This window comes from Methylobacterium sp. Leaf117 (assembly GCF_001422985.1).
Classification (GTDB): domain Bacteria; phylum Pseudomonadota; class Alphaproteobacteria; order Rhizobiales; family Beijerinckiaceae; genus Methylobacterium.
On record NZ_LMNL01000002.1, the window covers coordinates 30,220 to 52,479 of the forward strand.

The window sequence follows — 22,260 nt, forward strand, 5'->3', positions numbered from 1 at the left end:
CTTTCGTGGCACCGCAGGTGCCTGTCCGGGAGTTTTCCGCTATGACAGGTTGACAGGGGCGTCCCCGCCTCGCCACATCCCGGCTATCATGAGCGACGCGAATCTGACGACCTCCCCCGTTTCCGGCGAAGCGGTCAAGCCGCCCCTGGAGATCCTGCTTTGCGCACCACGTGGCTTCTGCGCCGGTGTGGTGCGGGCGATCGACGTGGTGGAGCGGGCGCTCGCCATCTACGGACCTCCGGTCTACGTCCGTCATGAGATCGTCCACAACAAGTACGTGGTCGAGAGCCTAAAGCGGAAGGGCGCAGTGTTCGTGCGCGAACTCGATGAGGTTCCCGACGGCTCCGCCCCGGTGATCTTTTCGGCCCATGGCGTGGCCAAGACCGTTCCTCACAACGCCGATTCCCGCGGTCTCACCACCATCGACGCGACCTGCCCGCTGGTAACCAAGGTCCACCGCGAGGCGGAAATCCATCACAAGCGCGGGCGCCATGTGCTGCTCGTCGGCCATTCCGGCCACCCCGAGGTCGTCGGGACCATGGGTCAGTTGCCAAAAGGCTCGATCACTCTGGTCGAGGATCTGGAGCAGATCGCGGCCCTCGAGCCGGAGAACCGCGACAACCTCGCCTGGGTGACGCAGACGACCCTGTCGGTCGACGACACCCACCACATCGTGGAAGCGCTCAAGAAGAAGTTCCCGACCATCACCGGGCCGCATAAGGACGATATCTGCTACGCGACCACCAATCGCCAGGAAGCGGTGAAGCAGGTGGCACCGCTGGTCGACGCCGTCATCGTGGTCGGTTCGTCGAACTCGTCGAACTCGCAGCGCCTGCGGGAGGTCGCCGAACGCGTCGGCTGCCCCATCACACGCCTGGTGTTGCGGGCCGAGGAGATTGACTGGCCTGCCTTCGAAGGCATTCGCAAGCTCGGCCTCACGGCTGGCGCTTCCGCACCAGAAGTGCTGGTCGAGGAAATCATCGACGCCTTCGCGGCCCGCTACACGGTCACGGTGGATACGGTGTCGACGGTCGTGGAGGACATGTCCTTCCCGCTGCCACGCGAGTTGCGCAGCGAAGCCGCCGAATAAGCCTCACGTCCATTTGGAAAATTGCCGTCAGCAAGGGCGCCATCTGGCGCCCTTGTCCTTTTCATCCCTAAGAATTCAAGCGAAGCGCAGTGGCTGTCTACACAGAGGTCTCCGACGCGGCGCTGACCGCCTTCCTGGCCGCCTACGACATCGGCACCCTGCTGTCGTACAAGGGCATCGCCGAAGGAGTGGAGAACACCAACTACTTCCTACACACCACCGGCGGCACCTTCATTCTCACCCTCTACGAAAAGCGGGTGCGCGCCGACGATTTGCCGTTCTTCCTGAACCTGATGGAGCATCTCGCTGCGCAGGGCCTTGCCTGCCCGCAGCCGATCCGCGACCGGGCCGGGATCGCACTGGGAGAGCTTTGCGGCAAGCCGGCGGTGATCGTCACGTTTCTTGAGGGCGTGTCGGTCAAGCGCCCCGGGATCGACCATTGCCGGGCCCTCGGCGGAGCGCTTGCGGGTCTGCACGCCGCCGGCGCCGACTTCGGCATGCGTCGCGCCAACAATCTCTCAGTGGAAGCCTGGGAGCCGCTGTTTCATCTGGCGGAGCCAGAGGCCGATAAAGTCTCGCCGGGCCTCGGCGAGCGCATCGCCGGCGACCTTGCCATCCTTGAGGCCGGCTGGCCCTCGGGACTGCCCTCCGGGGTGATCCATGCCGACTTGTTCACCGACAATGTCTTTTTCATCGGCGACGATCTGTCGGGCCTGATCGATTTCTATTTCGCCTGCACCGACGCGTTCGCGTACGATCTCGCGATATGCCTGAATGCTTGGTGCTTCGACGCGGACGGCACGTTCCATCGCGAAATGGGCGCGGCGCTGATCGCGGGCTACGAGGCGGTGCGTCCGCTGACCCCCGCAGAGGTCGAAGCCTTGCCGATCCTGTGCCGGGGTGCCGCCCTGCGTTTCCTGCTCACCCGCCTCGTCGACTGGCTCAACGTGCCGCCGGGAGCCCTGGTTCAGCCGAAGGACCCGCTGGAATACGACCGCCGGCTGACCTTCCACCGGAGCATCACGCACGCGCGGGATTACGGTTGGGGCGGGGTGGCCTCGGCCTGACGACACCGACGGCTCGCTGCCCCACCACCCTGAGCCCGCCACATGGGGCACAGGATGGTGCGGTATCGTCGGGCGTCAGAGAGGTGCCCGGAGGCGAAGGATCTTCAGATTACCTTGAGCAGAGCATCGACGCCCGAGATCTCGGTCTTGGCCGGGGAATCCTCCACGTTCAGGATGCGGACGACGCCGTCATCGACGAGCATGGCGTAGCGCTTCGAACGAGGCCCGAGGCCGAAACCGGCGCCATCCATGTCCAGGCCGATGGCCTTGGCGAACTCGGCGTTGCCGTCCGCGAGAAACTCGAGGCTCTCTGCACCGCTGGCCTTCTGCCAGGCGTCGAGAACGAACACGTCGTTGACGGAGGTGATTGCGATCGCGTCGATGCCCCGTGCCTTGATCTCCGCCTGCTTCTCGACAAAACCGGGCAGATGGTTGCGGTGACAGCTGGGCGTGAAGGCGCCCGGGACGCCGACGAGAACAACGCGGCGCCCCTTGAAGAGGTCATCGGTGGTCTTGGCTTCCGGTCCGTCCGTGCCGCTCACACGAAACGTCACCTGGGGGAGGTGGTCGCCAACCTGAATGGTCATCCGTCGTCTCCTGAAGATCGCTGGGGCACCCGAACCATCGGGACCCTGGTCGTGCCACGCATTCCGGCCGTGCGGAACCCGTTGCCCCGCCGCGCAGGCCCGCTTCGCACCGCGCTCGAGCCCCACGAAAAACCGTCTAGCTCGCAGGAGTTAGCGTGTCGAGTTGCAGATCTGTTGCGTCGAGTGCGGCCGGCCTCGGACGTGACCCGGTGGCCCATCCGACACGGCTGCGCCCTGGACAAAGCCGCCATGCGGCGTAGCATGCCGGCATGCAGACGCCTCGACCCCGTGCGGGTGATCCCGCCTATCTCGACGGTCAGTTCCTGGTAGCGATGCCGGGGCTTACGGACTCGCGGTTCGCGCGTTCGGTCATCTACCTGTGCGCCCATTCGGCCGATGGAGCGATGGGGATCATCCTGAACAAGGCGGTATCCGACCTCAATATGCCGGACCTGCTGATTCAGCTCGACATCGCCAGCGAAACCGACGCCATCCGCCTTCGTGAGCGCGTCGGGCACATGCCCGTCCTGATGGGTGGCCCGGTCGATGCCAAGCGCGGCTTCGTCCTCCACACCGATGATTTCCACATCGATCAATCGACATTGATCATCGATGACGGGATCTGCCTGACGGCGACCGTCGACATCTTGCGGGCGATCGCGACGGGCGATGGGCCCGCAAGCGCGGTCCTGGCCCTCGGTTATGCCGGGTGGCAGGCTGGCCAACTGGAGGATGAGATCCTGGCCAACGGATGGCTGGTTTGCCCGGCCGATCCCGATATGATCTTCCATACGGCGCTCGACGCCAAATATGAGCGGACTCTTCGCAACAACGGCATCGACCTCGCGATGCTCTCCGTCAGCGCGGGCCATAGCTGAGCTAAGCCAAGTTTTACGGCTCGACGAAGGGTGCTCCACCGGAGTCGGGGTTCATGCCTTCCACCGGGGGCTTACGGCGCGGGCGGGGTGGGGCCGCCGAGGCGCTCGGTGCCGCCGTGCCGATCGTGACGCCAAGACGGGTGGCGAGGGCGAGCGCCCGCGCTTCGGTGAAGCGTAGATTGCAGAAACCGTGCGTGCCCTCTCGGGCGTAGGTCCGGCACATCTGCTCGCGATCCGAGGAGAAGGCGGCCTGCTCCGTCACCACCGGACGCAGATCCGAGCCCCGGAGACGCTGGCTCATCAGCTTGTAGTTTTCTCGCACCGCCCGATCGGCCCCGCCGCGCGCAGCCTCGAACTCGCCGGCCCGTGGAAGCAAGGTCGCGGCGGCAGGCCCCCAGAGGCCGTTCGGGGTCGTGGCGCAATCGTCTGCCGCGAAGGTGCAATTCGGCCCGGAGAGCGACCGAACCAGCACGGCGCCGTCGAGCACCTCGAAGCGCAGGGGGCACTCCCCACCCGTTATTTCAAAGCGGCTGACACCCTCCGGACGTCCTTCGGAGGAGACCGCGATCGGCGCGCCGCCGTTCAGGGGAACTTTACAGGTCTCGACCGGCTGCGAAATCTTGTTGCCGGGCAGGGTGATCCGGGCCGTCGTGCCACCGCCTGCCTTTTCCAGCTTGAGGCTTCCATTGAGGCCATTGAGCTGCAGGTCCTGCCCCATCACGCTCTCCTCCGATGGAGCCTTGAGTACCACGGGCTGCCGCGGCGCCGGAGGGGCACGAGGGATATCGGCGGCTGGCGGCGGCGCTTCGCCCGGGGCACCCGGCGGCGGAGCCCCGGGTGCGGTGGGAACCCCGCGCGGCGGTACCGGAGGCTTGGCAGCACGCCCGATACCGAACAACTCCTCGAAGAACGACTGAGCGGATGTCGGTTGAGGCATCAACGCCAGCACCGGCAGAAGGAGAAGCACGCGGGTCAGACGCATCGAGACTTTCGGGCCTATGGCAGGGGAGGTACAGGACTGCGCAGCCAAGCATGTTTACCTCATGCTTACCATGCGTGAACCGCCCAGCCGCGGCGGCGACGACACTTTAGCACTGAGCGGATCCTAGTCTGAAGCCGTGGCACGATCCGATCCGCAGCGTGAGCGAACGGCAGACACGACACCTTGGAAACTCCAAGGCGCTGAGACGGGTAACGCGTTTTGCCCGGATCGGATGCACCTCGTCGCGGCACTTCGCCTTGCGGCCCTGAGGCACCCTTCTTATATCGGCCGAGACGCGGGATTAAGACCCGGCTCCGCACCGTTCCGGGGCGCGAACCGGTGCCCGAACCCGTTCTCATACATTCAGTTTCGCACAGCCATGGGCCGAGCTGCTTCGGGGCTCGGCGGTCTGCTTGACCAAACGACAACAGAGGGATCCCACCATGGGTAAGGTTATCGGTATCGATCTCGGCACCACCAATTCCTGCGTGGCCGTCATGGAGGGCACGCAGCCCAAGGTCGTCGAGAATTCGGAAGGTGCGCGGACCACGCCGTCCATCGTTGCCTTCACCGACGAGGGCGAGCGACTCGTCGGCCAGCCGGCCAAGCGCCAGGCGGTTACGAACCCCGAGCGCACCTTTTTCGCCATCAAGCGTCTCGTCGGTCGCACGTATGACGACCCGATGACGCAGAAGGACAAGGGCTTGGTTCCCTACTCGATCGTGCGCGGCGACAACGGCGACGCCTGGGTCGAGGCGGACGGCAAGAAATACTCGCCGTCGCAGATCTCGGCCTTCACCCTTCAGAAGATGAAGGAGACGGCAGAGGCGCACCTCGGGCAGCCCGTGACCCAGGCCGTAATCACCGTGCCGGCCTACTTCAACGATGCTCAGCGTCAGGCCACCAAGGATGCCGGCAAGATCGCTGGTCTCGAAGTGCTGCGTATCATCAACGAGCCCACCGCGGCGGCCCTCGCGTACGGCCTGGACAAGAAGAAGGCCGGCACCATCGCGGTCTACGATCTTGGCGGTGGCACCTTCGACGTCTCGATCCTTGAGATTGGCGACGGCGTGTTCGAGGTGAAGTCCACCAATGGCGACACCTTCCTCGGCGGAGAAGACTTCGACAACCGCGTGGTCGAGTACCTGTCGGCGGAGTTCAAGCGTGAACAGGGCATTGACCTGACCAAGGACAAGCTCGCGCTTCAGCGCCTGAAGGAGGCGGCTGAAAAGGCGAAGATCGAGTTGTCTTCGGCGACGCAGACCGAGATCAACCTGCCCTACATCACGGCCGACGCTTCGGGACCAAAGCATCTCGCCCTGAAGCTCAGCCGCGCCAAGTTCGAGTCGCTCGTGGATGATCTCGTCCAGCGGACGATCGAACCGTGCCGCAAGGCGCTCAAGGATGCGGGTGTTTCGGCGTCCGAGATCGATGAGGTCGTTCTCGTCGGCGGCATGATTCGCATGCCGAAGATCCAGGAAGTCGTGAAGTCGTTCTTTGGCAAGGAGCCCCACAAGGGCGTCAATCCGGATGAGGTCGTGGCGATCGGTGCTGCCGTCCAGGCCGGCGTGCTTCAGGGCGACGTCAAGGATGTGCTACTCCTCGATGTCACGCCGCTGTCGCTCGGCATCGAGACCCTTGGCGGCGTGTTCACCCGCCTGATCGACCGCAACACCACGATCCCGACGAAGAAGTCCCAGACCTTCTCGACGGCCGAGGACAATCAGAACGCGGTCACGATCCGGGTCTTCCAGGGCGAGCGCGAGATGGCGGCCGACAACAAACTGCTCGGCCAGTTCGACCTGATGGGCATTCCCCCGGCGCCGCGCGGCATGCCGCAAATCGAGGTGACGTTCGACATCGACGCCAACGGCATCGTCAACGTGACAGCCAAGGACAAGGCGACGAACAAGGAGCATCAGATCCGGATCCAGGCCTCGGGCGGCCTGTCGGATGCCGACATCGAGCGGATGGTGAAGGACGCCGAAGCAAACGCCGAGGCCGATAAGAAGCGCCGCGAACTGGTTGAGGTGAAGAACCAGGGTGAGAGCCTCGTCCATGCCACCGAGAAATCGGTGAAAGAATATGGCGACAAGGTCTCGTCCGACGACAAGGGTGCCATCGAGACTGCGATCACCGCTCTGCGGACCGCTCTTGAGGGCGAGGACGTCGAGGTCATCAAGACGCGAACCACCGATGTGATGCAGGCTTCGATGAAGCTCGGCGAGGCAATGTACGCTGCCAACCAGGCCGATGAGGCGGGTGCCGCACCGGGCGCCGACGAGGCGAAGAAGGACGACGTCATCGATGCCGACTTCCAGGAAGTCGATGACAAGGACCAGAAGAAGCGGGCATAACGCCAGCATCTGAAAGCGGGGCCGGAGCGATCCGGCCCCGTGTCATGTCCGGGTCCCTTCCACGTGTGCGATGGGGTCGGGACAGCGCTCCTGCAATCATGAAGACGGCGCGGTCCCGTTGGATCGGCGCGCCGGGGGACTTTGAGGACGGGAATGTCGAAGCGGGACTATTACGAGATTCTGGGCGTCTCCAAGACCGCAACCGACGGCGAGATGAAGATCGCCTTCCGTAAACTTGCCATGACCTACCACCCGGACCGCAATCCCGGGAATTCGGAGGCCGAGCTCAAGTTCAAGGAAATCAACGAAGCCTATCAGTGCCTTTCGGACGGCCAAAAACGCGCAGCTTACGACCGTTTCGGCCATGCGGCTTTCCAGCAGGGCGGCGGGGGAGGACCCGGGTTCGGCAACGAATTCGGCGACTTCATGTCGGATATCTTCGACAATTTCTTCGGCGACGGTCGCGCGGCTCCGGGAGCAGGACGTGGCGGCGCACGCAGTGGCCCCGCCCGGGAGCGGGGCGCCGATCTTCGGTACAATCTCGAGATTTCCCTGGAGGAAGCCTTCAGCGGCAAGGCCGAGACCATCAAGATGGCCACGTCGGTCACCTGTGAGGTCTGCTCCGGGTCCGGCGCCAAGGCGGGCTCCAAGCCGCGTCCTTGTCAGACCTGCGGTGGATACGGCCGCGTGCGCGCGGCGCAAGGCTTCTTCGCGATCGAACGCACTTGTCCGAATTGCCATGGGCGCGGCGAGGTGATCGACGATCCCTGCACGGCCTGCAGTGGGGCGGGTCGCGTCACACGGGAGCGCACCCTCTCAATCAATGTGCCGGCTGGCGTCGATGATGGACTGCGGATCCGCCTTGCCGGGGAGGGCGAGACCGGCCTGCGAGGCGGGCCGGCAGGCGACCTCTACGTTTTCCTGTCGATCAAGCCGCACGAGTTCTTCCAGCGGGATGGGGCGGACCTGTTCTGCCGCGTGCCGATCTCGATGGTGACCGCCGCCCTTTCCGGCGAGATCACCGTTCCGGTGATTGACGGCTCGCAGACGCAGGTTCGGATCCCGGCGGGCACCCAGACGGCGAAGCAGTTCCGCATCAAAGCTAAGGGCATGCCGGTGCTTCGCTCACGCGATGTTGGAGATCTCTACATTCAGGTTTTTGTCGAGACGCCGCAGAACCTCTCCAAGCGCCAGCGTGAACTTCTCCAGGAATTCGATCAAACTGCGTCGGATGAGAACCATCCGGAGAGTGCAGGCTTCTTTTCGAAGGTTAAGGACTTCTTCGACGGACTTGGCGGTACCGCCCGTACTTGAGTCATCACAAACCTGCGGATCAAATTGACGCGGCCCCGGTTATCGGATGTGGCGTGCCGGCACCGCCACCCCAATCGTTGTGTGCGCCGGGGTCTGTTCCATGGATGCGCGCTTGACTGCCGAAGAGCTTCGTCGTCTAGCCTTTCCCTCCCACCCGTGATCTGAGGACATAGGGTCTTGCCGCCGCTACGCCGCCCCAGCGCAAAAGCCGACCTCGCCTCCGGTGCCAACCGTACGCGACGGGACCCGCTGGAGGACGAGGCGCGATTTCTACGCTCCTGGTTCGAGCGACCGCTCGTCACCGGAGCCGTGACCCCTTCGGGCAAGATGCTCGCGCGGACCATGGCGTCCTATGTCGACCCGCGCGTCACCGGTCCGGTCATCGAACTCGGTCCTGGTACGGGTCCGGTGACGGAAGCCCTGATCCGCCGCGGCATCGAACAGGAGCGTCTGGTCCTGGTCGAGTACAATCCCGATTTCTGCAAGCTTCTCCAGAAACGCTTCCCGCGCGCGACGATCGTCCGTGGTGACGCTTACAACATCCGCGAGACCCTCGGCGCGATGCTGTCGGACAAAGCTGCAGCGATGGTCTCAAGCCTGCCGCTGTTCACAAAACCCCTGGAGCAACGCCTCGATCTGCTCAACGCTGCTCACGCGATGATGCACGCCAGTGCGCCGTTCGTACAATTCACCTATGCTGTGGTGCCGCCCATCCCGGCACGCTGCGATGCCGGCACCTACACGGCGAGCCGATCGAATCGGGTCTGGCTTAACCTGCCGCCTGCCCGCGTTTGGGTCTACCGCCGCCCCTGACCCATACGCCCGGAAGATCAAATCCGAACGGGAGCTGAAGGGCGAGCTGGGGTTGGGTTCAGGGCTTTCCCTCTATCTCCGAGGTGAGAGCGGGAGGCGCCCGCTCGTTCGAGATAGGATCCGACCATGACCACATCCCCCCTGGGATTGATGCGGGCCGTCAAGGCCTCAATCGTGGTGGCTGCCATCGCGTGCGGCCTCGCGGCCGGAAGTTCGGCCACCGCCATGCCTGCGTTCGCACCCCCTGCCGCTTCGGAGCCGGCTGCGATCAGCACCGTTCAGTACTGGGGTGGGCATGGCGGATGGGGACATCACCGTCACCATGATCGCTACGATGGCGGTCACGAGCGGGGACGCCATCGCGGATGGGGGCACCGCCGGCATGGCTGGGATCATCACGGTGGCTGGGATGAGCGCCGCGGCTGGCACGAGCGCCGGCACCACCATCGTGGGCATGGCCGTTACGAGTACTAAAAGCAGCGATTCCAGCTCCCGACGACTGCGCCCCGTAGAAACCGGGACGGCGTCATTCGGCGATCCGCTCGAGGATGGCGTCGGGCTCTGACATCGGGGCCGGATCGATGCGATAGGCTGCGGACACGGCAATTTCCGCACGGTCCGCGGCGGTCGCATCGGGCGCATGGATCATTGCGAGCACCTCGCCCCGCTCCACTCGCGCACCAACCCGAGGAAGCCGGGTCAGACCGACCCGAGGGTCGATATCATCCTGGGGGCGAGTTCGCCCCCCCCCGAGCCCTATGACGGCCAGCCCCAGCTCTCGGGTGGCCACCGCGGTCACAAACCCACTCGTAGGCGCCGCGATGGTCCGGATGACAGGAGCCACCGGCAGATGGCGCCCGGGACTCTCGACAAGATCGCTCGAGCCTCCAAGCGCGGCGACCATCCGACCGAAGGTTTCGGTCGCACGGCCGGAAGCCAGGGCTTTCTCCAGGGCCGTTACGGCGTCTGCGATATCAGCACGCAGTCCGCCGATCACCAGCATTTCGGCGGCCAGTGCCATGGTGACAGCGTGGAACGTAGGCTCCCGTGATTGTCCGGTGAGATACTCCAGGATGTAGGCGACCTCCAGGGCATTTCCGGCGGAGGAGGCGAGGGGCGAATCCATATCGGTGATCAGCGCCACCGTGGGCAGGCCGGCGCCGTTGGCGACGGCGACGATGCTGCGCGCGAGTCCTTGTGCCTCGGAACGCTGAGCCATGAAGGCTCCCGAGCCGGTCTTCACATCCATCACCAGACCATCGAGGCCAGCCGCAAGCTTCTTCGAAAGGATGGAGGCGGTGATGAGGTCGAGGGACTCGACCGTGCCGGTGACGTCGCGGATGGCGTAGAGCCGACGATCCGCGGGAGCCAGATCTGCGGTCTGCCCGATGATGGCGCAGCCGACCTCCGCGGTGACACGCCGAAAGCGGTCGAGATCGGGCGTCACATCGTAGCCCGGGATGCTCGCGAGCTTGTCGAGGGTGCCACCGGTGTGGCCGAGACCACGGCCCGAGATCATGGGCACATAGCCGCCGCAAGCCGCCACCATCGGCGCAAGCGCGAGGCTGACGGCATCCCCGACGCCCCCAGACGAGTGCTTGTCGAGAACGGGCCCGGGCAAATTCCAGTGCAGAACCGTGCCCGAGCGGGTCATGGCTTGGGTCAGGGCGACGCGCTCCGCCCGCGAAAGCCCCCGGAAAAACACCGCCATGGCGAAGGCCGCCGCCTGTCCCTCGGTGACCCGCCCATCGGTCAGGCCGGCGATGAAGTCGGCAATGTCTTCGGACGGGAGTTCGCCGCCATCGCGCTTCGCCCGGATCAGTTCCTGCGGCAGCCTCATCGGGCCGGCTCTCCGCACGCCGACACCAGTGCGGCGTGCAGACTGCTGGCGCCGAGACGGACAGTGCGGGGCGAGACCCAGGCGGGTCCCATGATGCGATCGGCGAGTGCGAGATAGCGACCGGCATCGGCGACGCTGCGCAATCCGCCCGAGACCTTGAGCCCGACAGAGCGCCCATCTGCCCGGTCCCGGATGGCGAGAAGCATCGCTTCGGCCGCTTCGGGCGTAGCGGAAACCAGACTCTTACCCGTTGATGTTTTGAGGAAATCCGCGCCGGACTCGATGGCGAGGCGACTGGCTGCGGAGATCGCCGTCGATGTCGCCAGCTCGCCGCTCTCGAGGATCACCTTGAGCAGTCGGTCGCCATCGCAGACCTCGCGGATGGCGCCGAGCATCGACCGGCATATCCCGGTCTCGCCAGCGAGGAAGCTGCGATAGGGCAGCACGAGGTCGATCTCGTGCGCGCCGTCCGCCAGGGCCTCCGTCGTGTCGTCCACCGCCCGCTCGATATCGTCGCCACCGGCGGGAAAGTTGATGACGGTGGCGATCCGCACCGGGCTGCCGGCGAGAAGCCGGGCGGCCCGGCTCACGTAATGCGGCCAGACGCAGATGGCGGCGACCCGGCTCGCGCGAGCGTCTCGGCAGAGCGTGTCGATGGCGGCTTCGGAGCAGGACTCGCTGAGATCGGTGAGGTCGAGCAGCGGCAGGGCTCGCCGGGCGATGGCGGCATCGTCGGTCATGAGGGCGTCCTTGCGGGCAGGCGGGCCACGAAGGCCGCGACGAGGCGGGCGAGGTCGTCGCCGGCATCAGCGGCGACCGCCTTGGTCTCGGCATGGTGGGGATTGCCGTCGCCGATGCCGGCGCCGAGGTTGGTCACCACCGACACGGCGGCGACGGGCAGGCCGTAGAAGCGGGCCAGAATGACCTCCGGCGCCGTGGACATGCCGACGAGATCGGCGCCGAGGCGCCCGGCCATGCGGATTTCGGCCGGCGTCTCGAAGCTCGGGCCGGAGAACCAGGCGTAGATCCCGGTGTGGAGTACCAGGCCGGATTCTGCTGCTGCGGCAAGGAGATGGCTCCGGAGCGACGCGTCGTAGGCCTCGACCATGGGCACGAAGCGGCCGTCGCTCGGCTCGCCGATGAGGGGGTTAAGGCCCGACAAGTTGATGTGGTCGGTGAGCGTGACGAGACTGCCGGGACCGACCTCGGGCCGCAGCGAACCGGCCGCGTTGGTGAGAAGAAGGGCTTCTGCGCCAAGCACTTGGGCGACGGCGAGGGGCACCCGCATGATGGCGGCGTCACCCGCCTCGTAGGCGTGCGCGCGGCCCTCGAAGACCAGAACACGGCGGCCGGCGAGGCGGCCGGCATGCAGGCGGCCGCCGTGGCCGCTCACCCCGAGCGCCGGAAAGCCCGGAATCTGCGCGTAGGATACCGAGAGGGTTTCGACGAGGTCACACACCCAGGCACCAAGTCCGGTCCCGGTCACGATCGCACAGGCGAACGGGCCGCCGAACCCCTGAGCGCGAAGCAGGCCGGCGGCGGCCTCGACGGTCGGCTCGGGCTCACCCATGATCGAGACTCTCGGCAGAGACGAGATTTTCGGGCGAGACAGGATTTTCGGGTGAGCCAAGGTTCTCGGGTGAGCCAAGGTTCTCGGGTGAGCCAAGGTTCTCGGGGCCAAACGATTCGGGCAGCAGCGTCCCGAGGGTGAAGGCCGCGCGGATACCCTCGGCATCGGCGACGTGGACCAGAACCGCCGGTCCGGCGAATTCGCGGATGCGCTGGCGGCAGGCGCCGCAGGGTGTCACGAGGCCGGGGCCCGGACCGAGCACCAGGAGTTCGGCGATGGCGCGACCGCCCGCCGCCACCATGGCGGCAATGGCGCCGGCCTCGGCGCAGGTCCCGACCGGATAGGCGGCGTTCTCGACGTTGCAGCCGACATGGACGGCGCCCGAGTCGTCGCGCAGGGCCGCACCGACGGGGAAGCGCGAGTAGGGCGCGTAGGCCCTGGCCTGCGCGGCCCGGGCGGCGTCGAACAGGCGGGCGAGATCCGGGTTCATGAGAGCAGGACGCGGAGCGGCATCCCGCGACTTAAGGCACCAAGTCGCGGGTCTGTCGAGGGTCGGGCGTCATCGACACCGGGCCGGCGCGCTCCTAAGACGGGGGCCAGTGGGCGAATGGGCCGGGAGGCGGCAGGATCATGTTGGGACGTTTCGAGCGCGGAGCCTCCGGCGAGGCGGTGGTGGAGTACGGCGACGGCACCATGCGGGTGGTCAAGCCCGGCAGCTTCGTGCGCTGCGCGGTGACCGGCGAGCCGATCGCCCTCGACGCCCTGCGCTACTGGAGCGCCACCCTGCAGGAGGCCTATGCCAGCCCCGAGGCCGCGATGAAGCGCCTCGCCCAGACCGGGCGGCCGGCTTGATGGCGCGGTCGCCTTCGGCCCGCCGGCGGGCGCGGGGGTGATCGATTCGCCCGGTTGCCGAGCGCCAGCAACCCCGTGATCACGGACGGTCTGCGTCGAGCCCCCATCGCTTCAGGGGGGTGGCGTGTGAAGCTCGGCCGCGACGAGGTCGATGAACCGCCGCACCTTGGAGGCCAGATGGCGGCGGCTGGGGTAGAGGGCACAGATCGGGATGGGTGGGGCGGCATAGTCTGAGAGAACGACGCGCAGGCGGTCGTTCGCGATGTCCTCGTCGACGACGTAGCTCGGCAGGTAGGCGAGGCCGGCTCCGGACAAAGCGGCATCGCGCAAGGCCTCGCCGCTATCGAGCGCGAGCCGCGCACGGGGCCGGATCGCGATCGTCTTGCCCTCGGCGACGAAACGCCAGGCCCGGTGCCGCCCGGCGCTGAGATAGCTCAGGCAGGTCTGCTCGGTCAGGTCGTCCGGGTGCCGGGGCAGCGGCCGCGTGGACAGGTAGCCCGGGCTTGCCACGACGAGGTCCTGCTGGCGCGTCAACGTCCTGGCGATCAGGGTCTTGGCGATCAGGCTGCCGTTCTCGCGCGGATCACCGATCCGGATCGCCAGATCGTAGCCGTCGTCGATGATGTCGTTGACCCGGTCGGTGAGACTGACCTCCGCACGCAGCTTCGGCCACGCCGCCAGGAACCGGTTGAGCACGGGCAGAACCACCACCCGTCCGAAGGTCGCCGGGGCCGTGAGGCGGAGGATGCCCTGCGGTTCGCCGCCCCCCTCGGCCAGCGACAGTTCCGCATCCTCGAGATCCGAGAGGATCTGCGTACACCGATCGAGGAAGAGGCGGCCGTCGTCGGTCAGGGCGAGGCTTCGCGTCGTGCGATGGAACAGCCGCACGCCGAGGCGGCTTTCGAGGCGCCCGACGCTCTTGGCGATCCCGGATCGCGTCATCGACCGGAGGCGCGCCGCGGCGACGAAGCTTCCGGCCTCGGCCGCGGCGACGAAGGCTGCGATGTCGCCGACATGCCCGAATGACATCCGCGCCGTTCCATCCCCGCAGTGTTGACGCCCATTCGCCAATCGTCGGCGTATACCGGCCATTCGACGCAATTGACAGCACTTGCGACAAGACTTGCAACAGCACTGGACGGGTGTCTCATGGCCTTCAACGATCTCGTGACCCATCGGCTCGCACAATGGGCCGGCAGCCTGCAGGACCTTGGACCGGTCATCCTCGGCGAGACCCGGGGCGCGACGCTGGAGGAGATCCGTCGCGCCTACATCGACACGATGGCGCAGCATCCGACGCCCGAGGGCGTTCGGATCGAACCCGTCGATATGGGCGGCGTCCCGGGCACCCTGGTGACGCCGGACGACGTCGTCGGCGACCGCGTGCTGTTCTACATCCACGGCGGGGCCTACATCGTCGGAGGACCGGGCGGATATCACGGCCTGGCCGGCGCCTTCGCCAAGGCGATGAAGGCCCGCGTCTACCTGCCGGATTACCGGCTGGCTCCCGAGCATCCCTTCCCGACCCCGATCGACGATACCTTCTCGGCCTATCGCTGGCTGATCGACCAGGGCCAGGACCCGCGTTCGGTCACCGTCGCGGGAGATTCGGCGGGTGGCGCCATGGTGGTCACCGTGATGGTCATGGCGCGCAACGCGGGCGTGCCGTTGCCGGCTGGCGGGGCCGCCCTCTCCCCATGGGCGAACCTGGAGCATACCGGCGCCTCGATGTTCAACCGCGAGGGCCTCGATCCGCTGAACACCAAGGCGGGTCTCGACCTGATGGCCCGGACCTTCCTCGGCGGGGCCTTGCCGAACAGCCCGGAGGCTTCGCCGGTCTTCGCCGACGTTCGCGGATTGCCACCGATCCTGGTGCAGATCGGCGAGGCCGAACTGATGCTCAGCGACGCCATCCGGCTCGCCAGCCATCTCGGCGAGAATCGCGTCCGGGTCTCCCTGGAGATCTGGCCGAACATGTTCCACGTCTGGCACATGTTCCAGGCCGAGCTGGCCGAGGGCCGGGCAGCGATCGGAAACGCCGCCACCTTCCTCGAACAGGCGATCGCCTCGGCGCAGGCCGGATCGTGACCTGACGGTCGAAGGGGCGGGATCGCGTGCCCGCTTCTCTCGCGGGTCGAAGGGCCTAATCGTCGATCGGTCGTGAAGACGCGGATCGACCGTGAACCGTCCCCGAATCTGGCGTTTTGCTTTGTCGGGTCAGGATAACGGGTTTCCGCCGATCCCCGACACATTCTAGCCCGAGGCTCGGCCGAGCAGCGAGCGCAGCTGCGCGAGGAGCGGCGCTTCGTCGGCGAAGGCGAGGGTGACGGGCAGGATGGCGACGCGGGCGGCGAACGGGGCCTCGAGGCGGACGTGGTCCTTCTCGGTGGTGACGAGGTCGGCGCCGAGGCGTCGCGCCTCCGCCGTCAGCGCCGCCGCGTCGGCAGCGGCGTAGGGGTGGTGATCCGCGAAGGCGCGCCGGCCGACGAGGGTGGCGCCGGCCTCGGCGAGGCTCGAAAAGAACTTGTCGGGGCGCCCGATGCCCGCGAAGGCGAGGACGCGCCGACCCGCGAAATCGGCCCCCGGGATCAGGCGGGCGCGGTGGACCGGCAGCCCGCGCGCCCGCGCCGCCTCGGCCACGACCGCGCCGCGCGGGCCGTCGCCGATCAGCACGATCCCGTGGACGTGGCGCCACTGGCGCGACACCGGAACCCGCAGGGGGCCGGCCGGGAAAGGCCGGCCGTTGCCGAGCCCGGCTCCGGCATCGACCACGGCGAGCGACAGGGTCTTGGCCAGGCTCGGGTTCTGGAGGCCGTCATCCATCACGATGACGTCGGCGCCCTCCGCCACGCACAGGCGGGCGCCGGCCGGGCGATCGCGCGACAGGATGGTGGGAGCGGACCGCGCCAGCAGGCGAGGCTCGTCGCCGGTCTCGGCCACGGTCTGCATCGTCGGATCGACCCGGATGGGACCGGCGAGGCGTCCGCCATAGCCTCGGGTCAGGAAGGCCGGGCGGGCGCCGAGGTCGCGCAGCAGGGTCGCCAGCGCCAGCGCGGTCGGCGTCTTGCCGGCGCCCCCCAGAGTGAAGTTGCCGATGCACAGGACGGGGCAGGGCGCGGCGGCACCGGGGCGATCCATGCGGGCGGCGGTGTGGCGGCCGTAGAGGGCGCCGAGGGGCGCCAGCAGACGGGCCGCCGGGTGGCCGGGCCGCGCGTCCCAGAAGGCGGGGGGCCGCATCAGTCCGGGCTCACGAGGCGGTCATCGCCGTCAGGGTCATCTGGGCGATGAAGGGGTCGAGCACCGACAGGGTGCGGGCGACCGCGCCCTCGAAGGGCTGGAGTGCGGCGGCGCCGGCCTGGTTCAGCGCCGCAATACGGGGCCGGTCGCCCAGCAGGTCGTCCAGGGTGACGGCGAGGTCGTCGGCATCCAGCACCAGCAGGGCGCCGCCGGCGCCGTCGAGGGCGCGGTAGACCTGGGTGAAGTTGTGGACGTGCGGCCCATGCAGCACAGCGGCACACAGGCGGGTCGGCTCGATCGGGTTCTGCCCGCCATGCGGCACCAGGGAGCCGCCGAGATAGACGATGCGGCTGAGCCGATAGAACAGGCCGAGTTCGCCCAGCGTGTCGGCGACGTAGAGGTCGACGCCCCCATGCGGGCGCCCGCCCTGCGAGCGCCGGGCGCTGCGCAGACCTTCGGCGCCGGCGCAGTCGGCCACGTCGCCGCCACGGTGGGGATGGCGCGGCACGACGATGGTGAGGAGACGGGGCCAGCGCGCCTGCAGGCGGGCATGGGCGCGGGCCGCCATCGCGTCCTCGCCCGGATGAGTGCTGGCCGCGACCCAGACGGGCCGGTCGCCGATGAGATCGCGCAGGTGGGCGAGTTGCTGCCCGTCCGCCGGGGGCACCTCGGAATCGTATTTGAGATTGCCGGCGATCTCGACCCGCGGGGCACCGAGGCGGCGGAAGCGGTCGGCATCCTCGTCGGTCTGGGCGAGGCAGATCGCGATGCGGGCCAGGAGCGCCTCGGCGGTGCGCGGCGTGCGCGCCCAACCCTGGAACGAACGCTCCGACAGCCGCGCATTGACCAGAAGCAGCGGGATGCCGCGCCGGTGCAGGGACAGGATGGTGTTCGGCCAGATCTCGGATTCGGCGATCAGCGCCAGATCGGGGCGCCAATGGGCGAGGAAGCGCTCGACCCAGCGCGGCGCATCGAGGGGCATGTACTGGTGTACAGCCCCGGCCGGCAGGCGGCGCCCGATCAGGTCGGCCGCGCTGCGCGTGCCCGTCGTGACCAGGACCGAGAAGCCGCGCGCGATCATGCCGTCGACGAGGCCGACGAGGGACAACGCCTCGCCGACGCTCGCCCCGTGCATCCAGACCAGACGCCCGAGGGGGCGGGCCCGGCCCGGCAGGCCGCGCCGCTCGGCGAGGCGGCCGCCATCCTCCTTGCCCCGGCGGGCGCGCCAGCCGAGCAGGCCCACCAGCGCCGGCTCGCCGAGATAGAGGCCGTAGCGGTAGGCCCCGAGGAGCGCCGTGAGGGGCGGGGCCTTCGCCATCGCCTTCATGCGGGCGTCCCGGCGCGGGGTTCGGCCGCGCCCCGGTCCGGATGGGTGACGCGGTCCGGATGGGTCACGCGATCATGGGGTCCGACGCGGTCGGGGCGGCCGACCAGGGTGTAGGCGCGGTCATGAACCCGGTTCATCTCGGCCTCCAGCTGCCGGCGCAGTGTTTCGAGGACATCGGGCGCGACGTCGCGGGGCACGACGATCGGGTCTCCGAACACCATCGCGCCGCGGCCCAAGGGCAGGCCGAGGCAGGCCCGGTCCCAGCTGTTGAAGCGCCAGTGCCGGCTCGTCACCACCGCCACGGGAATGATCGGCCGGCCGGAGAAGCGCGCCAGGGTGAGGATGCCGGCATCGGCGCGGCGCGAGACCTTCGGCACGTCGGCGCTGAAGGCGACCGATTCGCCGTCCTTCAAGGCCCGCAGCATGGCGCGCAGGCCCTCGGCCCCGCCCTTCGCCTTGGCGTCCCGCAGCACGCGGCCGCGCGCGCCCGAGGCCCGGATGACCCGCACGCCCATCCGGGTGAGCGCGATGGCGTTGATGTTGCCGTCGGCCGACCGGGAAATGATGGTGGCGATCCGGTCGTGCGGCCGGCGCATGAACGAGATCATCGTGTGCTGGCCGTGCCACATGCCGGCGATGAAGGGGCTGTGCCGGTCGAGCCAGGCATCGGGGCCGGCCGGCTCCACGGTGAAGCGGTTGGTGCGGCGGACCAGGCGCAGGTAGCCGCCGGCGAGGATGCCGAGGGCCTGCTGGACCGCCGGCGCGCGGCCGATGCGTTTGACGAGGCTCATCACTTCGCTTTCGCGGCGCCGAGGGGCCGGTCGCGGAGCCGTCCCGCACCTTGCGGCGACGACCGGGACGGACGGGCAGCCGGCTGTCTAGCTCCGATCGCCGGACCGGTGCAACGCCGCGGGAAGGCCGAAACCTTCGCTTTGGGTGACAGAAAGGGGCATCCGGCGCTTGTTTGGAGCCGTTCCAATCTATAGATTGGAATCGATCTAAACAGGTCGCGAGGCCGGAGAGGATGCACGCGATGACGATGTCACAGGCCCACGGAGTCGCGGGATCGGCGGCGCCGCTCGACCCCGCAGCGGCAGAAGCGCACCGGGCTTTCGTGCTGCGCTACGTCCAGCCGGGCCTCGCCGGGCTGATCGACGGCTCGGTCTCGACCCTGGCGCCGATCTTCGCCGCTGCCTTCGCGACCCACAGCAACGGGGCGACCTTCCTGGTGGGGCTCGCCGCCTCGATCGGGGCCGGCATCAGCATGGGCTTCACCGAGGCGCTCTCGGATGACGGGCAGATCACCGGGCGGGGCACGCCGTGGATGCGCGGCCTCGTCTGCGGGGTGATGACCACGCTCGGCGGTCTCGGCCACACGCTGCCCTACGCGATCCCGGACCGGTGGCCGAACGCCTTCGGCCTCGCCACCGCCCTGGCGATCGTCGTGGTGGTGGTGGAGCTGCTGGCGATCGCGGCCATCCGCACCCGCTACATGGCGACGCCGTTCTGGCGCGCGGCGATGCAGGTGGTTCTCGGCGGCGCCCTGGTGCTGCTGACCGGGATCGCCATCGGCAGCGCGTGAGCGTTGGGCGAGAGCTTTGGGGGCGAGAGCCTTGGGGGCGAGCAAAGCCGTGAGCCCCGGTGCGGGTGGCGAATCGCCCCGCGTGGGTTGACCCTCGGGGCCGGATGAGGCGATGCGGAACCCCGAAATCCCGATCATCGATCGTGCACCGGGGGATGATGTTCCGCCTCGCCCACCTGACCGACCCCCATGTGGGACCGCTGACGCGCCCGCGCCTGCGCCAGCTCCTCAGCAAGCGCGCCACCGGCTACGTGAACTGGCAGCGCGGCCGCAAGGACGCGCACGACATGGAGGTGCTGGCCGCCCTGGTGGCCGACCTCCAGGCCCAGGCGCACGACCACATCGCCTGCACCGGCGACCTGTGCAACATCGGTCTGCCGAGCGAATGGTCGACCGCCAAGGTCTTCCTCGAAGCGCTCGGCACGCCGGACGCGGTGAGCTTCGTGCCGGGCAACCACGACGCCTACGTGCGCGGCTCCCTCGAAGGGCTGCTCCTCGCCTGCGGGGCCTGGACCACGGGCGACGACGGCACGCACGGGCACTTTCCCTACCTGCGCCGGCGCGGGCCTGTCGCGCTGATCGGATTGTCCTCGGCGGTTCCGACCAAGCCCCTGATGGCGAGCGGGCGCCTCGGGCCGCAGCAGATCGCCGCGACCGAGGCCCTGCTTCGGGCGCTCGGGGCCGAGCCCGAGCCCCCCTACCGCGTCGTGATGATCCACCATCCGTCGCATCCCGGCGGCACCTCGTCCGGGCGGGAATTGAAGGATGCGGGCGCGTTCACCGCCATGGTGGCACATGCGGGGGCGGAGTTGATCCTGCACGGGCACAACCACGTCCGCAGCGTGGCGTTCGTGGCGGGGCCGGGGGGCCGGTCGATCCCGGTGGTGGGCGCCGCCTCGGCCTCGGCTCGGGGCGATGCGCGGCACCACCGCGCGAGCTACCACCTCTATACGATCACCCGCGCGGCGGCGGGCTACACCGTCGCCGGCATGGAGCGGGGCCTGACCGAGGCCGGCATCATCGCGGATCTCGGACCCCTGGCACTGGTCCGGGCCTGAGGCGCCCGGTGCCGGGTCGAGGGGGCGTCAGGCGTCTTCCAGCACCGGCTCCTCGGCCAGATTCTCCCGGTAGCGCTCCGCCTGGAGGAGCGTCAGACCGCTCACCAGCACGGCCTCGCCGCGATAGACCGTGTAGGTGCCGTCATGGGTCGGCTTCACGCGAATCACGTTGGACATGGCTGTCACCTTGTCAAAGGAGGTTAAGCGCGAGTTGATTTGGAACGAGCCGGAACCTTAATCCGCCGTTCAGACTACGCAAGTGATTGGCTGGAGATATTCAGTATTTCGATCCCGCATCGCAGCGACGACGCCTGGGGAAAGTCACCCGTCGGGCGAAAACCGCAACGTCCTCAACGAACCGCTACGCTTGCACCGCAGCACCGATGGCGGGGGATGACGGACTCGCCGATCGTGCGGCTGGCTCTGCCCGGGGTGCGTGGGACCGGAAGCGATTCGCGGATCCGCCTCGTCGACGGAGGAACCGCCTCTACCGGCCGAGGGTGGATTCGAGGAAGTCGCTGATCTTGCGCAGGTAGGCCTGGAGCCCTTCGACTTCCGCCTCGGCCTTGCGCACTTGGCGCCGGGCCTCGTGGGCGGCCTGTTCGGCCTCGCGGCGCGCCATCTCGGCCTCGCGCGCCCGAAGCTGGGCCTCGCGCGCCAGCAGCTCCGATTCCATGGCCTGACGCCGCCACTCGGCCGCCTCGGCGCGGGCCTGGGTCAATTCGACCTCCCGTTCGGCCCGCTCCCGGTGGGTGAGGACGATCAGGTCCCGGGTCTGGGCCGAGATGCTGTCCACGCGCCGATGCAGGAGCCGGATGGTCTCCATGCTGCGCTCGACCAGCCGCAGGGTGGTGGCGCCGAGAACCGAGCTTGGGGGCGCCGCCTCGTAGGGCACCAGCGCCTGCGAGCGCGACAAGTCCCGAACGCCCTCGCGCGCGGCCTCCTGCGCGACCGCAGGGGCCATTGTAGGAGAAATGGCAGGAGCGAGGGCAGGAGCAAGGGTCTGGGCGTCGGCGTCCTGAAGGACGACCATCGGGGCGAGCACGGTGCCCATCAGCGGCGATCGAGCAGGGGAGGCGGCTGCGGACATGGTGGCACGGACCCGTTTTCGGGAGGGTCGAGCGCGCGGGGCGGGGTGGCCTGGCGCGGTTCAACGGGAGCCGGTCGGGACCGGACCGGGGCGAACAGGATCAGGCGGCGGAACTCGTGGCCTGCGCCGCCGGCGGGGCGGCCTTGCGGGTGAAGCCCTCCACCACGGCATCGTGCAGGCGCGCCAGCCATTCCTCGGCCTCCTCGGCCCGGCGCTCCGCCTGCTCGGCCCGGGATTGGGCGGCAGCAACCTGCGCTTCGAGAGCCGAGGCCCGCTCCAGGGCGCGCGCCACGGTGCGCTCGAGCTCCTGTTCCAGTTCGGCCGCCCGCTCCTCGCTGATGCGGATCGCGGCCGTCGCCTCGTGGATGAGATCGAGGGAGGCGGACCAGTCCCGTCGCGGGCCAGCCTCGGCGCCGGGCGTCACGTCCCGCATCGCACCGGGCTTCGCCGGCTCCGTGGGCTGAGCCGGTTCGGGCGTGCCGGCCGGACGATGCGGCGTCGGCAGGCTGCGCATCAGCCAGGCCCCGGCGGAAGACGTCTCTCGGTCGCGTAGCGCGGTCTCGGACATGGCTGCTTTCCTGCGCGGGGTGTGCTCGCGCGGCATCGCGGTGGGGTG

22 protein-coding genes and 2 pseudogenes are annotated in these 22,260 nt (G+C 68.2%); 11 read left to right on the plus strand and 13 right to left on the minus strand.

All coding sequences use genetic code 11. The annotated features are described in order from the left end of the window. Nucleotides 1–88: 88 nt before the first annotated feature. Complete coding sequence (gene ispH / locus ASF57_RS03920) at nt 89–1,090, plus strand: 4-hydroxy-3-methylbut-2-enyl diphosphate reductase (RefSeq protein WP_056182755.1); 1,002 nt, start codon at nt 89–91, stop codon at nt 1,088–1,090. Nucleotides 1,091–1,179: 89 nt separating this feature from the next. Continuing rightward, a complete protein-coding gene (gene thrB / locus ASF57_RS03925; protein ID WP_056480324.1) occupies nt 1,180–2,157 on the plus strand; it encodes a homoserine kinase in 978 nt (325 codons plus the stop codon). 104 nt (nt 2,158–2,261) lie between these two features. Here thrB and ASF57_RS03930 read toward each other — a convergent pair whose 3' ends face one another. Then, nucleotides 2,262–2,744, minus strand: coding sequence for a peroxiredoxin (locus ASF57_RS03930; protein WP_056182759.1), 483 nt, complete (start codon nt 2,742–2,744; stop codon nt 2,262–2,264). Between the two features lie 269 nt (nt 2,745–3,013). Here ASF57_RS03930 and ASF57_RS03935 point away from each other — a divergent pair, with 269 nt between their 5' ends. Beyond that, nucleotides 3,014–3,622: a YqgE/AlgH family protein gene (locus ASF57_RS03935; RefSeq protein ID WP_056182762.1), complete on the plus strand. Its 609-nt coding sequence runs from the start codon at nt 3,014–3,016 to the stop codon at nt 3,620–3,622. Between the two features lie 13 nt (nt 3,623–3,635). Here the strand turns inward: ASF57_RS03935 and ASF57_RS03940 are convergent, their stop codons facing one another. Continuing rightward, nucleotides 3,636–4,604, minus strand: coding sequence for a hypothetical protein (locus tag ASF57_RS03940; RefSeq protein ID WP_056480327.1), 969 nt, complete (start codon nt 4,602–4,604; stop codon nt 3,636–3,638). Between the two features lie 443 nt (nt 4,605–5,047). On the opposite strand from ASF57_RS03940, the gene dnaK reads away from it, so the two are divergent. The 4 genes from dnaK to ASF57_RS24310 all read left to right on the plus strand — a co-directional run bounded on the left by dnaK (nt 5,048) and on the right by ASF57_RS24310 (nt 9,562). Next, nucleotides 5,048–6,961 (plus strand): molecular chaperone DnaK, encoded by a 1,914-nt coding sequence (gene dnaK / locus ASF57_RS03945; RefSeq protein ID WP_056480330.1) that lies wholly within the window; start codon nt 5,048–5,050, stop codon nt 6,959–6,961. A 153-nt stretch (nt 6,962–7,114) separates the two neighbouring features. Continuing rightward, entirely contained in the window at nt 7,115–8,275 is a 1,161-nt protein-coding gene (dnaJ, locus tag ASF57_RS03950; protein ID WP_056480333.1) for a molecular chaperone DnaJ, read from the plus strand. A 177-nt stretch (nt 8,276–8,452) separates the two neighbouring features. Next, entirely contained in the window at nt 8,453–9,088 is a 636-nt protein-coding gene (locus ASF57_RS03955) for an rRNA adenine N-6-methyltransferase family protein (protein WP_056480336.1), read from the plus strand. 126 nt (nt 9,089–9,214) lie between these two features. Beyond that, nucleotides 9,215–9,562, plus strand: coding sequence for a hypothetical protein (locus tag ASF57_RS24310; protein ID WP_200935807.1), 348 nt, complete (start codon nt 9,215–9,217; stop codon nt 9,560–9,562). Between the two features lie 52 nt (nt 9,563–9,614). On the opposite strand, the gene deoA is transcribed toward ASF57_RS24310, so the two are convergent. The 4 genes and pseudogenes from deoA to ASF57_RS03980 all read right to left on the minus strand — a co-directional run. Continuing rightward, entirely contained in the window at nt 9,615–10,928 is a 1,314-nt protein-coding gene (deoA, locus tag ASF57_RS03965; RefSeq protein ID WP_056480342.1) for a thymidine phosphorylase, read from the minus strand. Next, nucleotides 10,925–11,668, minus strand: coding sequence for a deoxyribose-phosphate aldolase (deoC, locus tag ASF57_RS03970; RefSeq protein WP_056480344.1), 744 nt, complete (start codon nt 11,666–11,668; stop codon nt 10,925–10,927). The genes deoA and deoC overlap by 4 nt, the downstream gene beginning before the upstream one ends. Further along, complete coding sequence (locus ASF57_RS03975) at nt 11,665–12,498, minus strand: purine-nucleoside phosphorylase (RefSeq protein ID WP_056480347.1); 834 nt, start codon at nt 12,496–12,498, stop codon at nt 11,665–11,667. The genes deoC and ASF57_RS03975 overlap by 4 nt, the downstream gene beginning before the upstream one ends. 91 nt (nt 12,499–12,589) lie before the next feature. Beyond that, nucleotides 12,590–12,988, minus strand: a pseudogene (locus ASF57_RS03980) (cytidine deaminase); the annotation flags it as partial. Between the two features lie 140 nt (nt 12,989–13,128). Between ASF57_RS03980 and ASF57_RS03985 the strand changes: the two are divergent. Beyond that, nucleotides 13,129–13,350 carry a DUF2093 domain-containing protein gene (locus tag ASF57_RS03985; protein ID WP_056480352.1) on the plus strand — a complete coding sequence of 74 codons (222 nt, stop codon included), beginning with the start codon at nt 13,129–13,131 and terminating at the stop codon, nt 13,348–13,350. 111 nt (nt 13,351–13,461) lie between these two features. Here the strand turns inward: ASF57_RS03985 and ASF57_RS03990 are convergent, their stop codons facing one another. Then, nucleotides 13,462–14,379, minus strand: coding sequence for a LysR family transcriptional regulator (locus ASF57_RS03990; RefSeq protein ID WP_056480355.1), 918 nt, complete (start codon nt 14,377–14,379; stop codon nt 13,462–13,464). Between the two features lie 120 nt (nt 14,380–14,499). Between ASF57_RS03990 and ASF57_RS03995 the strand changes: the two genes are divergently transcribed. Further along, a complete protein-coding gene (locus ASF57_RS03995; protein ID WP_056182796.1) occupies nt 14,500–15,438 on the plus strand; it encodes an alpha/beta hydrolase in 939 nt (312 codons plus the stop codon). Between the two features lie 165 nt (nt 15,439–15,603). Here ASF57_RS03995 and lpxK read toward each other — a convergent pair whose 3' ends face one another. Genes lpxK through ASF57_RS04010 form a run of 3 tightly spaced genes read right to left on the minus strand, consistent with a single transcriptional unit; the run spans nt 15,604 to nt 18,705 of the window. Continuing rightward, the gene (lpxK, locus tag ASF57_RS04000; protein WP_056480358.1) at nt 15,604–16,587 is read right to left on the minus strand and encodes a tetraacyldisaccharide 4'-kinase; all 984 of its coding nucleotides are present in this window, start codon (nt 16,585–16,587) and stop codon (nt 15,604–15,606) included. A gap of 10 nt (nt 16,588–16,597) precedes the next feature. Further along, complete coding sequence (locus tag ASF57_RS04005; RefSeq protein WP_244476801.1) at nt 16,598–17,914, minus strand: 3-deoxy-D-manno-octulosonic acid transferase; 1,317 nt, start codon at nt 17,912–17,914, stop codon at nt 16,598–16,600. Continuing rightward, on the minus strand, nt 17,911–18,705 hold the full coding sequence (locus ASF57_RS04010) for a lysophospholipid acyltransferase family protein (protein ID WP_056480364.1): 795 nt from the start codon (nt 18,703–18,705) through the stop codon (nt 17,911–17,913). The genes ASF57_RS04005 and ASF57_RS04010 overlap by 4 nt, the downstream gene beginning before the upstream one ends. 299 nt (nt 18,706–19,004) lie before the next feature. Between ASF57_RS04010 and ASF57_RS04015 the strand changes: the two are divergent. Beyond that, nucleotides 19,005–19,496: pseudogene (locus ASF57_RS04015) on the plus strand (VIT1/CCC1 transporter family protein); the annotation flags it as partial. A 158-nt stretch (nt 19,497–19,654) separates the two neighbouring features. Continuing rightward, nucleotides 19,655–20,554 carry a metallophosphoesterase gene (locus ASF57_RS04020; protein ID WP_056480508.1) on the plus strand — a complete coding sequence of 300 codons (900 nt, stop codon included), beginning with the start codon at nt 19,655–19,657 and terminating at the stop codon, nt 20,552–20,554. Between the two features lie 27 nt (nt 20,555–20,581). Here the strand turns inward: ASF57_RS04020 and ASF57_RS26325 are convergent, their stop codons facing one another. The 3 genes from ASF57_RS26325 to ASF57_RS04030 form a co-directional block, all read right to left on the minus strand. Further along, nucleotides 20,582–20,731: a hypothetical protein gene (locus tag ASF57_RS26325; RefSeq protein WP_200935808.1), complete on the minus strand. Its 150-nt coding sequence runs from the start codon at nt 20,729–20,731 to the stop codon at nt 20,582–20,584. Nucleotides 20,732–21,041: 310 nt separating this feature from the next. After that, nucleotides 21,042–21,644, minus strand: coding sequence for a DUF4200 domain-containing protein (locus tag ASF57_RS04025; protein WP_156375955.1), 603 nt, complete (start codon nt 21,642–21,644; stop codon nt 21,042–21,044). Between the two features lie 100 nt (nt 21,645–21,744). Continuing rightward, nucleotides 21,745–22,212, minus strand: coding sequence for a hypothetical protein (locus ASF57_RS04030; RefSeq protein ID WP_056480370.1), 468 nt, complete (start codon nt 22,210–22,212; stop codon nt 21,745–21,747). Nucleotides 22,213–22,260: the final 48 nt, after the last annotated feature.

Excerpts from the sequence above, each read along its gene's own strand:
- dnaK (WP_056480330.1), top strand. The coding sequence starts at position 5,048 with ATGGGTAAGGTTATCGGTATCGATCTCGGCACCACCAATTCCTGCGTG.
- ASF57_RS04030 (WP_056480370.1), bottom strand. The coding sequence starts at position 22,212 with ATGTCCGAGACCGCGCTACGCGACCGAGAGACGTCTTCCGCCGGGGCC.
- ASF57_RS04025 (WP_156375955.1), bottom strand. The coding sequence starts at position 21,644 with ATGTCCGCAGCCGCCTCCCCTGCTCGATCGCCGCTGATGGGCACCGTG.
- lpxK (WP_056480358.1), bottom strand. The coding sequence starts at position 16,587 with ATGCGGCCCCCCGCCTTCTGGGACGCGCGGCCCGGCCACCCGGCGGCC.
- dnaJ (WP_056480333.1), top strand. The coding sequence starts at position 7,115 with ATGTCGAAGCGGGACTATTACGAGATTCTGGGCGTCTCCAAGACCGCA.
- ASF57_RS26325 (WP_200935808.1), bottom strand. The coding sequence starts at position 20,731 with ATGTCCAACGTGATTCGCGTGAAGCCGACCCATGACGGCACCTACACG.
- ASF57_RS03995 (WP_056182796.1), top strand. The coding sequence starts at position 14,500 with ATGGCCTTCAACGATCTCGTGACCCATCGGCTCGCACAATGGGCCGGC.
- ispH (WP_056182755.1), top strand. The coding sequence starts at position 89 with ATGAGCGACGCGAATCTGACGACCTCCCCCGTTTCCGGCGAAGCGGTC.
- ASF57_RS04005 (WP_244476801.1), bottom strand. The coding sequence starts at position 17,914 with ATGAAGGCGATGGCGAAGGCCCCGCCCCTCACGGCGCTCCTCGGGGCC.
- ASF57_RS04020 (WP_056480508.1), top strand. The coding sequence starts at position 19,655 with ATGTTCCGCCTCGCCCACCTGACCGACCCCCATGTGGGACCGCTGACG.
- ASF57_RS03930 (WP_056182759.1), bottom strand. The coding sequence starts at position 2,744 with ATGACCATTCAGGTTGGCGACCACCTCCCCCAGGTGACGTTTCGTGTG.
- ASF57_RS24310 (WP_200935807.1), top strand. The coding sequence starts at position 9,215 with ATGACCACATCCCCCCTGGGATTGATGCGGGCCGTCAAGGCCTCAATC.
- ASF57_RS03935 (WP_056182762.1), top strand. The coding sequence starts at position 3,014 with ATGCAGACGCCTCGACCCCGTGCGGGTGATCCCGCCTATCTCGACGGT.
- ASF57_RS03985 (WP_056480352.1), top strand. The coding sequence starts at position 13,129 with ATGTTGGGACGTTTCGAGCGCGGAGCCTCCGGCGAGGCGGTGGTGGAG.
- deoA (WP_056480342.1), bottom strand. The coding sequence starts at position 10,928 with ATGAGGCTGCCGCAGGAACTGATCCGGGCGAAGCGCGATGGCGGCGAA.
- ASF57_RS04010 (WP_056480364.1), bottom strand. The coding sequence starts at position 18,705 with ATGAGCCTCGTCAAACGCATCGGCCGCGCGCCGGCGGTCCAGCAGGCC.
- ASF57_RS03940 (WP_056480327.1), bottom strand. The coding sequence starts at position 4,604 with ATGCGTCTGACCCGCGTGCTTCTCCTTCTGCCGGTGCTGGCGTTGATG.
- ASF57_RS03975 (WP_056480347.1), bottom strand. The coding sequence starts at position 12,498 with ATGGGTGAGCCCGAGCCGACCGTCGAGGCCGCCGCCGGCCTGCTTCGC.
- deoC (WP_056480344.1), bottom strand. The coding sequence starts at position 11,668 with ATGACCGACGATGCCGCCATCGCCCGGCGAGCCCTGCCGCTGCTCGAC.
- ASF57_RS03990 (WP_056480355.1), bottom strand. The coding sequence starts at position 14,379 with ATGTCATTCGGGCATGTCGGCGACATCGCAGCCTTCGTCGCCGCGGCC.